Annotated in this window: 13 protein-coding genes and 1 pseudogene; 9 read left to right on the top strand and 5 right to left on the bottom strand. The window is 44.1% G+C overall.

The window, feature by feature from the left end:
- Nucleotides 1-36 precede the first annotated feature (36 nt).
- The gene (locus tag ACT7WV_RS13105; RefSeq protein ID WP_445103317.1) at nt 37-828 is read left to right on the top strand and encodes a fumarylacetoacetate hydrolase family protein; all 792 of its coding nucleotides are present in this window, start codon (nt 37-39) and stop codon (nt 826-828) included.
- Between the two features lie 81 nt (nt 829-909).
- On the opposite strand, the gene ACT7WV_RS13100 is transcribed toward ACT7WV_RS13105, so the two are convergent.
- Together ACT7WV_RS13100 and ACT7WV_RS13095 are read right to left on the bottom strand one after the other, a co-directional pair.
- Nucleotides 910-1,389, bottom strand: a complete 480-nt coding sequence (locus tag ACT7WV_RS13100; RefSeq protein WP_445103316.1) for a Tic20 family protein — start codon at nt 1,387-1,389, stop codon at nt 910-912.
- Between the two features lie 310 nt (nt 1,390-1,699).
- Entirely contained in the window at nt 1,700-1,897 is a 198-nt protein-coding gene (locus tag ACT7WV_RS13095) for a hypothetical protein (protein WP_445103315.1), read from the bottom strand.
- A gap of 478 nt (nt 1,898-2,375) precedes the next feature.
- Between ACT7WV_RS13095 and glyA the strand changes: the two genes are divergently transcribed.
- From glyA to aroQ, 5 genes and pseudogenes are all read left to right on the top strand, one after another.
- Nucleotides 2,376-3,659 carry a serine hydroxymethyltransferase gene (glyA, locus tag ACT7WV_RS13090; protein WP_445103314.1) on the top strand — a complete coding sequence of 428 codons (1,284 nt, stop codon included), beginning with the start codon at nt 2,376-2,378 and terminating at the stop codon, nt 3,657-3,659.
- A 214-nt stretch (nt 3,660-3,873) separates the two neighbouring features.
- Nucleotides 3,874-4,104 (top strand): annotated as a pseudogene (locus ACT7WV_RS13085) (undecaprenyl/decaprenyl-phosphate alpha-N-acetylglucosaminyl 1-phosphate transferase); the annotation flags it as partial.
- A gap of 7 nt (nt 4,105-4,111) precedes the next feature.
- Entirely contained in the window at nt 4,112-5,371 is a 1,260-nt protein-coding gene (locus tag ACT7WV_RS13080; protein ID WP_445103313.1) for a competence/damage-inducible protein A, read from the top strand.
- 320 nt (nt 5,372-5,691) lie between these two features.
- On the top strand, nt 5,692-5,832 hold the full coding sequence (locus tag ACT7WV_RS13075) for a hypothetical protein (protein ID WP_445103312.1): 141 nt from the start codon (nt 5,692-5,694) through the stop codon (nt 5,830-5,832).
- A gap of 9 nt (nt 5,833-5,841) precedes the next feature.
- Nucleotides 5,842-6,318 (top strand): type II 3-dehydroquinate dehydratase, encoded by a 477-nt coding sequence (gene aroQ / locus ACT7WV_RS13070; protein WP_445103311.1) that lies wholly within the window; start codon nt 5,842-5,844, stop codon nt 6,316-6,318.
- An 85-nt stretch (nt 6,319-6,403) separates the two neighbouring features.
- Here aroQ and ACT7WV_RS13065 read toward each other — a convergent pair whose 3' ends face one another.
- Nucleotides 6,404-7,429 carry a TIGR00341 family protein gene (locus ACT7WV_RS13065; RefSeq protein WP_445103310.1) on the bottom strand — a complete coding sequence of 342 codons (1,026 nt, stop codon included), beginning with the start codon at nt 7,427-7,429 and terminating at the stop codon, nt 6,404-6,406.
- A gap of 374 nt (nt 7,430-7,803) precedes the next feature.
- Here ACT7WV_RS13065 and ACT7WV_RS13060 point away from each other — a divergent pair, with 374 nt between their 5' ends.
- The 3 genes from ACT7WV_RS13060 (at nt 7,804) to ACT7WV_RS13050 (ending at nt 12,145) form a co-directional block, all read left to right on the top strand.
- Nucleotides 7,804-8,757: an ADP-ribosylglycohydrolase family protein gene (locus ACT7WV_RS13060; RefSeq protein WP_445103309.1), complete on the top strand. Its 954-nt coding sequence runs from the start codon at nt 7,804-7,806 to the stop codon at nt 8,755-8,757.
- Nucleotides 8,758-9,333: 576 nt separating this feature from the next.
- Nucleotides 9,334-9,525 (top strand): hypothetical protein, encoded by a 192-nt coding sequence (locus ACT7WV_RS13055; protein ID WP_445103308.1) that lies wholly within the window; start codon nt 9,334-9,336, stop codon nt 9,523-9,525.
- Nucleotides 9,526-9,601: 76 nt separating this feature from the next.
- Nucleotides 9,602-12,145 carry an HD family phosphohydrolase gene (locus tag ACT7WV_RS13050; RefSeq protein WP_445103307.1) on the top strand — a complete coding sequence of 848 codons (2,544 nt, stop codon included), beginning with the start codon at nt 9,602-9,604 and terminating at the stop codon, nt 12,143-12,145.
- Between the two features lie 82 nt (nt 12,146-12,227).
- On the opposite strand, the gene ACT7WV_RS13045 is transcribed toward ACT7WV_RS13050, so the two are convergent.
- Nucleotides 12,228-12,782 carry a 5-formyltetrahydrofolate cyclo-ligase gene (locus tag ACT7WV_RS13045; protein WP_445103306.1) on the bottom strand — a complete coding sequence of 185 codons (555 nt, stop codon included), beginning with the start codon at nt 12,780-12,782 and terminating at the stop codon, nt 12,228-12,230.
- A 249-nt stretch (nt 12,783-13,031) separates the two neighbouring features.
- Nucleotides 13,032-13,976 carry a GDP-L-fucose synthase gene (gene fcl, locus ACT7WV_RS13040; protein ID WP_445103305.1) on the bottom strand — a complete coding sequence of 315 codons (945 nt, stop codon included), beginning with the start codon at nt 13,974-13,976 and terminating at the stop codon, nt 13,032-13,034.
- Nucleotides 13,977-14,349 lie beyond the last annotated feature (373 nt).

The raw sequence follows: 14,349 nt of genomic DNA, 5'->3' as shown, positions 1-14,349 counted from the left end.
TCGATTGTGTTGAGTTAGCAAGGAATATTTAAAGTTATGGCACATCGCTATGTCCGAATCAAAACTGACAAAGGACAAACCTACTACGGTTTGTTGCAACTAAGGCGCAGTGTTAGAGTGCTTGATGCACCCCCTTGGCTACAAGGACAACCTACTGATCTAGAGTTAGAGCCCGGTAGTTACAAGCTGCTTGCTCCCTGTGCCCCCACAAAAATTGTGGCTGTGGGTAAAAACTATACGGAACACGCAGCAGAAATGGGGACTTCTGTGCCTCAAGAACCACTCCTATTTCTCAAACCTCCGACATCTATTACTGCCTCTGGTCAAGAAATCCAGCTTCCTCCTCAGTCACAACGAGTAGACTACGAGGGAGAGTTGGCGCTAGTAATTGGTGAACAGTGTGTTGACTGTACGCCAGCCCAGGCTCAGGGTAAAGTCTGGGGTTATACCATTGCCAATGATGTTACTGCGCGTGATCTACAAAAAAAAGATGGTCAATGGACAAGAGCCAAAGGATTTAATACCTTTTGTCCTTTAGGGCCGTGGATTGTGCGGGAATTGAGTGCTGGGGCCAGGCTGCAGACTTTTTTGAATGACTCCTCTGAACCAGTGCAATCAGCACTGATTAGTCAGATGGTGTTTTCACCGGAATTCCTGGTGTCTTACATTTCTCAAGTAATGACGCTACTACCGGGGGATGTTATTCTTACTGGAACACCTCAAGGAATTGGACCGATGCAGATTGGCGATCGCATTCGTGTGGAAATTGAGGGCATCGGTCATTTGGAAAACACTGTTGTCCCTCGTTCCTTGTCAGTGAAGCTTTAGGCTTGACCTGAAGTAAATACAAATTTTCTGGATCGCTACTGATTAGATACTTGTTAGTACTAATTAGAGAGCCAATTGCTCTTAGCGTACTTGTGCATAAACAGCTTCGGAAAGCGTGGGTATTTCTGCGTAACGTCCCAGCAGTGATTGCACCACTGAGTAGAAGCAAGCAGCTAGTGTACCCAAAAAGACGACGTTGGCAAGGGTTTGTGTTAGTAAACCTAGACCCAGGGGCGACACCACAAATTGAAAAACCAAGGTACACAGAAATAGCAATATATCTAAAAGAATTGCCTGCATTGCATTAAAGCGAATGAAATGGCTAATTCTTTCATTTCTTACTACTAATAAAAATAATAGGAAAAAAATCACTATTCCTGCGAAAGGAATCACTCCATAAATGAAACTTACTGGTCCTAATAGGCTACCTAAGACTACCTGCAACGCGGGAAACTGTCTTAGCAAATAACCACCAAATGGCAGAGCATAAAACAAGGGTAATAGATAGGGGAGAGAAGCGAAAATTCTGTCTTTAGCGTCTGTTGAGCCGCGCCAATTCATTATGTGTACTCCTTGTGGATATGGTTAATTATTTTGTTCGCTAAGTTCAGGATAGCGCAGCTCAATGACCTAATTTAGCTGACCTTGCAGCATATGTTCAGCCGTCCTACAGTTAGGCGAGGCTAAGGTTGGTCTTTTAGATAAAGACTAGGCTGACACGGAAAAATAGCAATACTCAATCAAGCGAAGCCTAATCCTTGCTGACGCTTCAGGTCATCGGGAAAACTGTTTTTGCCCTAAGCACCCACTTCGCTAATAATAGTTACTACTGAGGAGAGAGACAAGAAACTTTAGTTTCGGCTAATTGAGCTTATTCAACCCTGGCAATGCGAAAACCCATCTCACATTCATACTGATCTGGTTGATTTTCGCTGCACTTGCGAAGCACATGACCACAGCTAAGCTTGCCTTGATGCCAGCGGGGTTGCCCTTTTTTGTCTGCAAGTAAACAACCTCGGCAAACTTGAGAAGGGGAAAGAATCTGCTCATCCATAAGAATGACTAACATTTGACGGCTCCCGTCGATTCCTAGGGCTGATTCCTTTATCTTAGGTTACGTCTTTGGAGTGAAGCCTAAATGTAACAAGTAGCTTAACGTTCAACTGCTTAATCTGACTCATCTTCCTCTTTGTCCGGCTGATAGCACAACTCAATCAGAGCAACCGCCCTACGTGAATAGATCCGAAAAAAAGTCAAGATCCTTAAGTCAGAAAAAATATAGGCTAAATTCTAATCACTACTGTATTAGCATCGATTAAGATGGGGCAACTGACCAGAAGACTAGGAGAGTATCTAGTAGCTTACTGCCAGCCTCAAGTTTCTGGGAGGGTTGCAGTAGACAGCTAAAAGAGGTTTACACCAAAAGCAAAAGCTACTAACTAAGAAAAGAAGTTGCTCAAACCTCATCTCTCGAATTTATCTGCCGGGAGTCGTTAACCAAGAAAAACCAAACTGTTCTCCTGATTATTATCTAGGGATTGACTTAAGTGACTCAAAGTAATTTAGATTTTCTTACTCAAACTGATCCTGCTCTAGCTGAGTGTCTCGACGAAGAACTGCAGCGCCAGCGCGACCATTTGGAGCTAATTGCTAGCGAAAACTTTACTTCACCAGCGGTTTTAGCAGCTCAAGGCTCAGTCTTGACCAATAAGTATGCTGAGGGCTTACCAGGAAAGCGCTACTACGGAGGTTGTGAGTTCATTGATAAGGTTGAGCAATTGGCAATCGACCGTGCCAAAGAGCTTTTTGGAGCTGCTCATGCTAATGTACAGCCTCATTCCGGTGCTCAAGCTAATTTTGCGGTGTTTCTGGCATTGCTTGAACCCGGTGACACAATTATGGGCATGGACTTGTCTCATGGAGGACACCTCACCCACGGTTCCCCGGTAAATGTCTCGGGTAAATGGTTCAAGGTTTGTCAGTACGGCGTTAGCCGCGAAACCGAACTGCTTGACTACGACGAAATTCGGGAAATAGCTCTCAAAGAGCGTCCGAAGCTGATCATCTGCGGTTATTCTGCTTATCCCCGTATCATTGATTTTGCCAAATTCAGAAGCATCGCTGACGAAGTCGGTGCCTACCTGATGGCAGATATTGCCCACATTGCAGGTTTAGTTGCCACAGGTCATCACCCTAGCCCGATTAGCCATTGCGATGTTGTCACGACGACTACTCATAAGACACTACGGGGCCCCCGAGGCGGTTTGATTCTCACTCGCGACGCCCAATTGGGTAAAAAGTTCGATAAAGCAGTGTTCCCTGGCACTCAGGGAGGACCTTTGGAACATGTGATCGCGGCTAAGGCAGTAGCATTTGCTGAAGCGCTAGCACCTTCCTTTAAAGCTTATTCTGCTCAGGTAATTCAAAATGCTCAAGCTCTGGCAACGGGTTTACAGCAGCATGGCTTCAAAATTGTTTCCGATGGCACCGACAACCATCTACTGCTGGTAGATTTGCGCTGTATCAGTATGACTGGCAAGCTGGCAGATCAATTAGTGAGTGGTGTCAACATCACCGCCAACAAAAATACCGTTCCCTTTGACCCAGAATCACCTTTTGTTACCTCAGGCCTGCGGCTGGGTTCACCCGCAATGACTACACGGGGTATGGGTGCAGCAGAATTTTTTGAGATTGCTGAGATCATCGCTCAACGGTTGCTTAATCCAGAGGATGAAACAGTGGCAACGGACTGTCGGACGCGGGTTGCACAATTGTGCGATCGCTTCCCCTTATATCCTCATCTGAAAATTCAAATACCTTCTCTGGTTTGAATACCTCTCAAAAAATTGTTGGTTGACCACAGTGTTAGCTGTGCAGGAGACGAAAGAAGATAGTGAGGTGGGAAGATTATTACCGCTAATTACCGCTAAGTTACTAGTAACTTCTGGATACTTGACAAAATTTCTTCCCCTTAGCTATGTCAAATTGAGCGTAGGCAGCGTCAAATCATAGTAGACTCTGCCTGATGCTTCTCTACTCCATTAATTGGTTCAAGTTAGTTGGTTAAGCCTAGCGATCACCATAATTTGGCTAGTAGGAATGGGGAGGGCTGTCAATTGGATTGATGGTCTAGGTGGTTTAGCTGCGGTTGTTTCGGACACTGCCGCCGTAGTTATGCTGATGGTAACCCTGTTTATGGAACAATCAGCAGCAGCACTAATTGTCACCGCCATTATTGGTGGAAATCGAGGCTTTGTGCGCTACAACTTCAACCCTTTAACTCATGACTGCTGAAATCATTTGTGTTGGAACAGAGTTACTCCTAGGTGATATTCTCAACAGCAACGCTCAGTTTTTGGCGCTTGAGCTAGCTTCTTTAGGCATCCCTCACTACTATCAGACAGTAGTAGGAGATAATCCACAACGTCTTCAGCAAGTTTTGGCAATCGCCAGCCAAAGATCTCAATTATTAATTTTTACTGGTGGTCTCGGTCCTACTCCTGATGATCTGACCACCGAAACGATTGCTGACTTTTTTGGTTCTCCTCTGGTTGAACGAGGAGATGTCATCGAAGACATTACCCAAAAATTTGCCCAAAGAGGTCGTCAGATGACGGCTAACAACCGTAAGCAAGCCTTGATTCCTCAAGGTGCTACAGTTTTACATAACCCCGGAGGAACTGCTCCTGGCATCATCTGGCAACCCAGAGCTGATTTAACAATTCTTACCTTTCCGGGAGTTCCCAGTGAGATGCAGCGCATGTGGCGGGAAACAGCCGTTGCCTATCTCAAAAGTCAAGGTTGGGGTCAAGAAATCATCTACAGCCGCATGTTGAGGTTTTGGGGAATTGGAGAGTCAGCTTTAGCAGAAAAAGTCGCGCCTTTTTTCGACTTACCTAACCCCACAGTTGCTCCCTATGCCGGTCAGGGAGAGGTACGGTTAAGAATTTCTGCCCATGCCTCCTCAGAAGCAGAGGCAGAGTCATTAATTGAGCCAGTAGCAAAACAACTGCGGCAGATTGGAGGGCTTGATTATTTTGGTAATGATACTGATACCCTAGCGGCTGTGGTCGGTCAGTTATTAACTCAAGCTTCAGAAACTCTTGGTGTTGCAGAATCCTGCACTGGTGGCTTACTAGGGAGTCTGTTGACTGAGGTTTCTGGCAGTTCTAATTATTTTCTGGGGGGCGTAATTTCTTATGACAATTCTGTCAAGGTTTCGGTGCTGGGAGTTGACCCCTCAGACTTAAACAGATTAGGTGCTGTTAGTAAATCAGTGGCAATACAAATGGCTGCTGGAGTGAGAGAACTGCTCTCCAGTAGCTGGGGAGTTAGTATTACCGGTATTGCTGGCCCAAGTGGCGGTAAAGAGACTAAGCCTGTAGGTTTAGTTTACATCGGTCTAGCAGAACCTGATGGTACTGTTAGCTGCTACAAATACCAGTTGGGTCAAGACCGCTCTCGTTCTTCAATCCGTCTTGCTAGTGCCTGTAATGCCCTCGACCAACTCAGACGCAGATTGATTGCCAAAATTAGGAGTTAGCGTTGTTTCCTCAGTTTGGATGATCAAACTGCCAACTTTTAAGATTTTTTCCTGGTTTACCCTAGTCTAGTGGGATGGAAATGCTTTTCTGTAGTGTGTTAACCTTATATCAATAAGAAATGCAACACTTGGCTTTTTTCTAGAAAGTGTTTATGGTCACCAAAACAAATCTGGTTAAACCAAGCCTCTTGCATTCCTCAGGCGGGGACAAAGCCGCCGCTTTTCAGTCTCAACAAGTGATTCTCGGAGTTGTTAAGCTTGTCCCTTTGTGAAGAGTCTTCATATAAGACGCAGGTTGTCTCACAGGAGCTTTCTGTTTAATGGATTATATTGATCAGGTTTTGGAAAAACTTAAAGAATGGGCTCGCAAGCTCATTGAAACCCTCCTTGGCCCGGAAGCACAGCCGGAGCCAGAGCCAATTCCTGTACCCGTTAATGAGCCGAGGCTTCGCCGTCGGTAGTCATTTCCTGTGCCTAATGACACTTATGAGTTTCTAAGTATCCTGGTTCTGCACGGTCCTAACTTAAATATGCTAGGGCACCGCGAGCCAGGTATTTATGGTGCCGTCACCTTAAATGAAATTAACCGCCTGCTAGAAAGAGATGGTCAAAAGCTACAGACAAAAGTTTCCTCATTGCAGTCAAATCATGAAGGAGTCTTAGTAGACGCAATTCATGATTCTCTAAAAAAGCATCAAGGAATTTTGATCAATGCTGGTGCTTACACGCATACCAGTGTTGCGCTGCGGGATGCTTTGGCTGCAGTTGCCCTTCCTACTGTAGAAGTTCATCTCAGTAATATTTATCAGCGCGAAGCCTTTCGCCATCACTCTTTTATCGCCCCTGTAGCTATTGGACAAATTAGCGGCTTTGGCGCTCAGAGCTATCTATTGGGGCTACAGGCTCTGGTAAACCATATCAGAAAAACAACAGCAGACAGTAGCTAAAAAGGGAAGTCAGCCTCCGTGGCGATTGATAGATATAACGCGATTAATTCGCGTTTTTTTGTATGGGCAAAAAAGCTTGGCGACTTCAATGCCGTCGCCAGACGAAAATGACGCCAACTAAGACCGATAAGAGCAAAAACCATAATCCGAAAGCAATATTTGTCAGCTTCTTGGCTTTGGGGATTGCCCACCATGCTCCAGGACGAACATTCTGAACCAAGAGGGTGACTATACCTGCCAGATTAAGACAAGTCACGTTGGTTATTACCAGCAACATTGACCCAGTAGCAGCCGACCATTGCTCTGAACCGAGTAACAGACCAAATGTGACTAACGGCGGTAGCAGAGCTACTGCTACCATCACCCCGACAATAGCACTAGTCTCACCAGCAGTGAGGGACAAGGCCCCGGCTACACCCGAAGCTAAGGCTAAAACCACATCAGCTAAGCTAACTTTTGTCCTCCAAGCAATTTCCGGCAAATCTGGACTAACGGTAAATATCAATCCGATTAGTACAGAAAAGGAGAGAACAACCAAAATACCAACCCCACCCACCTTGAGCGTACGCTTAGCTAAAGCTGTATCCCCTAGTGTTGTCGCAACCGCTAGGGCCATGTTGGGCTTCAGTAGAGGGGCAATTACCATAGCACCAATAAGCACCGTCTCACTACCTCGCAACAGACCAATAGCTGCAATTAAGGTTGAGAGAAAGACCATCAAAATCTGTTTCCAAGAAAGTTGTATACTTTCGATCACATCTAGATAAAGTTCTTCCCGATTGATTCGGGAAGGCGTATTGTCCGAATTTTGCTCTTTGAGAGATATTTCAGGTTCGGATGCTTCTGATTCCAGTAGTTCTGGTCGAGGAATAGAAGCTTCTACTTGCAGCAGTATCAATCGAAAGCCATCTGTCCCAGAAAATTGTTGTTCTAGAGAATCAATAACTGGTTCAACCTCTTGCGAGTAGAGAAGTATTTTGAGGAGTAGTTGATGGGAAGGCAAGTTTTCCCGCCAGATTCCTAAGAAAGAGTGTTTTTTGAGTAATTCTTCTAGATGTACAGCTTTTTCTTCGGGGAGAAATACCTCAATTAAACGCAGGCTCATGGGCATAAATTATTGTTGTTAAATGATATTTCAGGTAAAAGCTGCCAGCTTCACGACGATAAAATTTGTGAGTAGAAGGGTTACTCTTGAATAAGAATTTAATTACTCCAAATTAAGAAAATTGCGAACCTTAGAACCCCAAAAACCTTAACTAGCCAAGCTTACCGCCCAAAAGTATTAACGGACTTTTAGGATAACTATCACTAGCATAGAAGAGACACTAGCACAGAGGAGAGCAATATAGATAGCTTAGGATAACTAGAAATGTTGATATCTGGCTTCTGGCTATAGGTAGGCAACTAAAACCGTATTTTTTGTCATACTATGACGGAGCAAGGTGACATTTGTTAATTAGTAATTGAATTGGTAAAAAAAAATTGATGCGGTACTCACTTTTGAGCCGATTTCGAGGTGCCTTGCTAGGCAGCTTCATCGGAGAAATACTCTTCAGTGAAATTTATCAGAATCATGTATTCGGTAGCGCCCAATTGAGGCGTCTCCCAGCACGAGGTAGTCAAGATGGTAGTAGGTTATCGGATTGGAGTCAGATTGCTACTAGCAGCACTGAGAGCTTAATTCGTTGTGGAAGTCTAGATTTAGAAGATTTACTGCTTGAGTGCGGCACAAGTCAGCCTTCCCTGCTTTCTTTAAAGAATACTGCTAATAGCAGCCAGCTTGCTGTGGCAACTTTACCAATGGCTCTATTTTTTCATGAAGATCCAGTAAAGTTACGACAGCAGTTGCTCAAGAAATCTGCTGTTTGGCAGCGTGATAGCCAAGAGTCTGAAGGTGCCTTAGCTGTAGCTTATGCGATCGCACTTGCCCTCACTGAAAAACTTGACTTTGCCCAATTAATTCCTCAAACCCTCGCCTACCTAGGAGCATCGCAAACGCCTCTAGGACTACAACTTGGACAGGTACAAGTGTTATTGGAGCAAGGCGCTGGCTTAGAGAGAGTCCTCACCGAGATGCGTTGCTACTTTCAGCAGAGACAGGAGCCACGTCTTTCCTCTGAGATATCGATTGCTCTGGCTTTTTACTGCTTCCTGAGTACTCCAGAAGATTTTCGCCTCTGTGTGATTCGTGCTACCCGTACTGGTTACCAACCCCAAATTACGGCTGCCCTTACTGGCGCATTATCTGGTGCCTATAATAGCATTATGGGTATTCCGGTAGTTTGGCGTCTTGCTACCGATCAGCTCGGTACAGGTCTGGAAAAGCTAGATTTAGCAGACCGCTTGCTTGCGGTTTGGTCCGGTGTGTATGATGTTTCGACCCAAGAGCATTTCCAGGATTTTGCCGTTGCAGCACCACGTGTGATGGGGCACAGATAAACCAGTGAGGATGAAACTAATCGTTGCCCCTTAAGGAGTAAAGCTTTGATTCACTTAGAAATTGCAACGTTTTTAAGACGTTAGCGAGTATGACTGAAACTATTAATAGTGAGCTGTTTTAGGGAGCTTACCCTTGAACAGAGAAATTCCTTGCTATCGCCGGATTATCGTGGGGTATCAAGCAAAAACTATGCGAGGAAATCGCTATAATTTCGCACTAGTGTAGTCTTTTGGGTAAAAAACTCAGCTAAATCGATGAGCTTTAATTTTCTCAAATGCTGAAAAGCAGGCATTCTTCTGATGGGTTTTGTAAGGTAATAAAGAAACTAGTTCGTAAGTTAAGGTCTATAAGTATAGGTAAAGTGTAATTGAAGAGACGTTGAGATAAATTGTCTCAATCTACCTGCAATTAAAGCAAGTCTGCTAGGTGTTCTCACCCAAAGACAGTTGCTCGATATTTATTATGGACACGCTTTCATATCATCCAGTTACTAGTAACATCCCAACGACTCGCAATTACGGCTGCGTATCACACAACTCTGGAAGAGCTCTGCACCAGAATCAGGTCTGGTTTTTGTGCCAAAAACGGACTCGGCAATGCCTGGTTCAGAAGGCATTGCCTCCATAAACTATGCCACACCCCCTGGGCCGGTCTTGCTTGCAGCTAATGCTTATGGCAATGTGCCAACTAGTAACTTTTGTCAGTCAGGGGATATCGTGAACAAAGGCTCCTTGATTATTGATGATGCGTCTCCTGATTTGCGATGATTTCCTCGGCTTATCCATAATAATGCCTGGAAAAGCTTCTCCTGCTCCTCTCACCTGAAATGGCAAGTTCTGTGCTATGAAAACGCTTCATTCTTTGACTGAGCCGATTACACAATTGCGTCGAAAATCTGAACATCTTCGAGCTTGGTTGTCCTTTGGGGGGACTAACTCCTCTCCCTCTGACAATTCTGAGAATAATGAAACCCCAAAAGGTCACTTGTCAAAGCGATATCTACGATCAATAATTTCTCCCAAGCAAGGCAAGTCTCCCCCTCGGCAGCTCAGTAAGCGCAAAAAGCGTCCAGCTTTGATGTGGGTAGTGGCAGTGGTTTCACTCACGGGTGTTATGGGCGATCGCTTCTACGATCAGCCAAAGCTGGATGTTGGAACCAGAGCACCGCAAAAAATCGTGGCACCGTCAGATGCTAGAGTTGAAGACTCTAAAACCACCGAAGAAAAGCGCAAATCAGTACGAGCAGGCTTATTTCCTGTGTTGATGATCGATAAGTCGCTGACACACAAAATTACTCAAGATCTTCAGCAATCTCTGGACAAAACAGAAGAACTTCGGCAAATTAGCGGCTCTTTTCCCTTTGTTGAGACTACTGCTCTTTCAGATTCTACTCAGAGGTATTTGCGCCAAACAAAAGAATCGGAATTGCAAGCTATTTTGGCTCTGGCTCAGCAAGAACCGAATATCAAAGGGTGGGAGCTGCCAGTAGTGTTGCCTAATCAGATTGAAGAGCAAAAGAATATCTTGTTTGCCCAAGCAGTCAGTGAGCTGCAAAGCTATCGCCAACTGTCCTCTTCTGGAGATTTTGCCCATTTGATTGACTCAGTCTCTTTGGCTCGTCAAAATTACCGAAAGGCTTTGCGCCAGCTTAGGGAAGAGATACAAGAGCTAGCACCTGAGCTAGGAAATCAATCGGAACATCCCTATGATGCTTCTTTGCTGGAGTTATCGGATCAGATCTGGCAGGAAACACGAACAGGTATTACTGAAACCTCAAAGCGTATACTTACTCAGGGCATTCCTGAAGGCCTACCACCTCAAGTCTTAGAGCAGGCAGTAGAGGTGCAATTGAGTGTGAATGTTCCCCCCGAAACCAAGCCCCTAGCAACCGAATTGTTAGTAGGTGTTTTAAAGCCCAACTTAAGGGAAGACATCGAACAAACGAAGTCTAGGGCAGAACAGGCTGCCCTAGCAGTCGATCCTGTAATGGTTTCTGTGCTTGCCGGAGAAGTGATTGTCGAAGCAGGAGAAACAATTACCCAGGAAAATTTTGTACTGCTAGATCATTTTGATTTGAGCCGACGAGGGATTAATTGGGCTGGTTTGATTGGATTTGGGGGTGTAGTTACAAGTGCTGTAGGTATTTTTTGGCTCGTAGAGAGGCGAGCGCATCCTGGTCTACGGCGACGTGACCAAATTTTGATATTGTTACTTACTTTGAGCACGCCAGTACTAGTTAGCTTCGGTATCTCTTATACCAGTTTGCCAGCTATTGGTTTATTGATAGGTAGCTTCTACGGTTCTGCTCTAGGCGTGGCTGTAGTCACCCTGCTGACGGGCTTAGTAGGCATCAGCATGGAGATTAAGGGAGTTGCTTTTATTGCGGGTGCCGCTGGTGGGCTGCTGGGTGCTTTGATGGCTGGACGGCTACGCTCGCGTGAAGAACTAGCTCTATTGGGTGTTGGTGTAGGATTAACTGAGGGTGTAATTTACCTCATCCTGAGCCTAATGATCAGTGCTCCGGCTGGTTATATATGGTACACCGTACTCCGAGAAGCTGTTTTATACGGCTTTGCCGGTTTGTCTTGGAGTATTGTGGCGCTTGGTCTTTCTCCTTATCTAGAACGCGTTTTTGACTTAGTAACGCCCATCCGCTTAGCAGAACTTTCTAATCCTAACCGACCTCTGCTCAAACGATTAGCTACAGAAGCACCCGGCACGTTCCAACACACATTATTCGTTGCTTCCCTGGCAGAAGCTGCAGCGCGAGAACTCTCTTGCAATGTAGAACTTGTTCGGGCAGGAACTCTGTACCACGACATCGGTAAAATGCATGACCCGTTAGGGTTCATCGAAAATCAGATGGGAGGACCGAACAAACACGATGAGATTAATGACCCCTGCAAAAGTGCTGAGATTATCAAAAAACATGTCAGTGAAGGGTTAGTCATGGCCCGTAAACACCAGTTGCCTAAAGCGATTAGGAACTTTATCCCAGAACATCAGGGCAAACTGCTAATTTCCTATTTTTATTTCCAGGCTAAACAGAAAGCTGAATTAGAAGGAACTTCTCTCGTGCAGGAGTCTGATTTTCGTTATGATGGGCCAATTCCTCAGTCTAGAGAAACCGGTGTTGTCATGTTGGCAGATGCTTGTGAAGCAGCCTTACGATCGCTTCAAGATGTTACCCCAGAAACTGTCCTATCGATGGTTAAGAAAATTCTCAAAGCCCGTTGGCAAGATAACCAACTAGTAGACTCTGGGCTAACACGGGAGGACTTATCAATCATTGCTGAGGTTTTTGTCAAAGTTTGGCAACAATATAATCACAAACGTATTGCTTATCCCCAAGGAGCATTTAATTGTCAGTCATCGGGAAAAAGCTAAAGTTGAAGGTTGTAGATTTTTACTTTAGTAAAGTGGGAAAACAAACTTTGAATTATTAATTAATTGGTTTGCTGTCAAATAACTAACTAAACTGGTGGTAAGCCGTGTCCGTACAAACAGAATGCAGGGAATTGTCCCATTGATCAATCGGTAACTTGAATAAGTAGGCAAATTCAAAGACAATTCCAATTGTTGGTTTAGATGCACACTCAGATAAACTGAGCATCCGATCATAGAAGCCACCGCCGTAGCCTAATCTATGTCCCCGTTGATCGCAAGCAACAGCAGGGACAAGAATTAAATCTACTTCCTTTAACTGTAGAAGAGGAGCTTCTGGCTCAGGTTCCCAAATACCATAAAGTCCTTTACATAAGGGTTCTCCTCTTTTCCAGCTATGCCAGCAGAGAGATTTGCCAACACATCGAGGAAACCCCCAAAGTTTTTCAGTGTCAGTCAGTAAAGGAGTTAAATCCGGTTCTTGACGGAAGCTGAAATAGGCAAGAACCGTTCGCGCCTGCGTGAATAAGGGCAAAGAGTGGAGATGGCTACAGAGGCGATCGCTTTTTTCTCGCCATTCTTCTACAGGTAAAGATTGGCGTATTTTGATAAGTTTGCGGCGTAAGTCTACTTTTTCCATTCCCTAAATATGGGTAAATTAGGTTATATCCTAGGGGTAGTTTATCCGTTAGTAGACAGTGTGTAAAACTCTTTTGAAACAAAAAAAAGACAAACCTGATTTTATACACGTCTATCTATGGTTCCACATTCTTACTTTTTGATTTTTACAATAACTCTAATGTTTGACCCTCAATACATTTAGCAAAAGTTTTTTCAAATCTGTTGAGGTAACTCGAAAGCTTACCTTTAGCTAAAATTTCTGAAGAGATTATTTACCTCGTATTCCACTATAATTCTCTAAAAACCAATGGTAAGTCATTTCGATACCTTCCTTCAAGGAAGTTTCTGCTTTCCATCCCGCCGCATTTATTTTACTTGTATCTAGGAGTTTTCTAAGAGTTCCGTCCGGTTTAGATGTATCGAATTGCAACTCACCTTCATAACCGACAACTGCCTTAATTAACAAGGCTAACTCTTTTATAGAAACTTCTTCGCCTGTTCCAACATTAACAAATTCTATATCGTTATAATTCTCCATCAAGAAAATTAAGCCTTGAGCCAAATCATCCACATGCAAAAATTCTCTAAGGGCTGATCCGGTTCCCCATACTTCTACATAGGGAGCCTTGGCAATTTTCGCCTCATGGAATTTTCTAATTAGCGCAGGAAGGACGTGGGAGTTTGCCAAATCAAAGTTGTCATTTTTTCCGTAAAGATTGGTCGGCATGGCAGAAATAAAATTTACACCATACTGACGGCAGTAATTTTCGCACAGCTTAATTCCTGCTATTTTGGCGATCGCATAGGGTTCATTAGTCGGTTCTAGAAACCCTGTCAGCAGATGTTCTTCTTTCATCGGCTGCGGACACAATTTGGGATAGATGCACGAAGAACCCAAGAAAAGTAATTTTTGGGTTTTGTGTAAATATGCGCTGTGAATGATGTTTGTTTCCATCATTAGGTTATCGTAGATAAACTCGGCGCGGTAAATATTATTAGCGTTAATGCCTCCAACTTTGGCTGCTGCTAAGAAAACATATTCCGGGCGTTCTTGGGCAAAGAAACTTTCGACTTCAGCTTGTCTTCTTAAGTCGAGTTCTTGGCTTGTTTTTAAAACAAGATTGCCGTAACCTTTCTCGCGTAACATTTCAACGATTGCACTGCCGACCAAGCCTCGATGACCAGCTACGTAAATTTTAGATTCTTTGTTCATCAGACTTTCAGTATTAATTTTCCTTGCAAAATTTTCTCGGTGGCCTACTACCCTGATCATTTTTAAGTGATGCCACATTTTCATTCTTTTGGGACATCATGGTGCAGTAAATTGCTATTTTTTCTGGCTACCAAAAATGGTAATGTTTACAACATTTACCCAGTAAATTTAATAAATAGCAAGTAGGTTCTCATACTATTGAAACCTTTAGTTAAGCCGATGTCCAGAGGTAGTTGGTGTCTGCTTCAGGCTTAGACCAACGATCCGACTTGGCTAAAAGCTATAGTCCCCCGGAGAACCTGCCTTGCCTGTTTTTTGAAGATTTTTCGCTCTTTTTTTATTTAGGCGAAATAGAACAATTATTGGCTGGTGA

The organism is Symploca atlantica LB2515 (assembly GCF_052546295.1).
Note: the sequence above shows the minus strand (reverse complement) of the source record. Positions and strands in the feature narration are given on the sequence as shown.

What these genes read in the sequence shown, in the direction of transcription:
- ACT7WV_RS13060 (WP_445103309.1), top strand. Translation starts at nt 7,804, where the DNA reads ATGCGGTACTCACTTTTGAGCCGATTTCGAGGTGCCTTGCTAGGCAGC.
- ACT7WV_RS13100 (WP_445103316.1), bottom strand. Translation starts at nt 1,389, where the DNA reads ATGAATTGGCGCGGCTCAACAGACGCTAAAGACAGAATTTTCGCTTCT.
- ACT7WV_RS13105 (WP_445103317.1), top strand. Translation starts at nt 37, where the DNA reads ATGGCACATCGCTATGTCCGAATCAAAACTGACAAAGGACAAACCTAC.
- fcl (WP_445103305.1), bottom strand. Translation starts at nt 13,976, where the DNA reads ATGAACAAAGAATCTAAAATTTACGTAGCTGGTCATCGAGGCTTGGTC.
- ACT7WV_RS13045 (WP_445103306.1), bottom strand. Translation starts at nt 12,782, where the DNA reads ATGGAAAAAGTAGACTTACGCCGCAAACTTATCAAAATACGCCAATCT.
- ACT7WV_RS13095 (WP_445103315.1), bottom strand. Translation starts at nt 1,897, where the DNA reads ATGTTAGTCATTCTTATGGATGAGCAGATTCTTTCCCCTTCTCAAGTT.
- ACT7WV_RS13080 (WP_445103313.1), top strand. Translation starts at nt 4,112, where the DNA reads ATGACTGCTGAAATCATTTGTGTTGGAACAGAGTTACTCCTAGGTGAT.
- ACT7WV_RS13075 (WP_445103312.1), top strand. Translation starts at nt 5,692, where the DNA reads ATGGATTATATTGATCAGGTTTTGGAAAAACTTAAAGAATGGGCTCGC.
- ACT7WV_RS13050 (WP_445103307.1), top strand. Translation starts at nt 9,602, where the DNA reads ATGAAAACGCTTCATTCTTTGACTGAGCCGATTACACAATTGCGTCGA.
- ACT7WV_RS13065 (WP_445103310.1), bottom strand. Translation starts at nt 7,429, where the DNA reads ATGCCCATGAGCCTGCGTTTAATTGAGGTATTTCTCCCCGAAGAAAAA.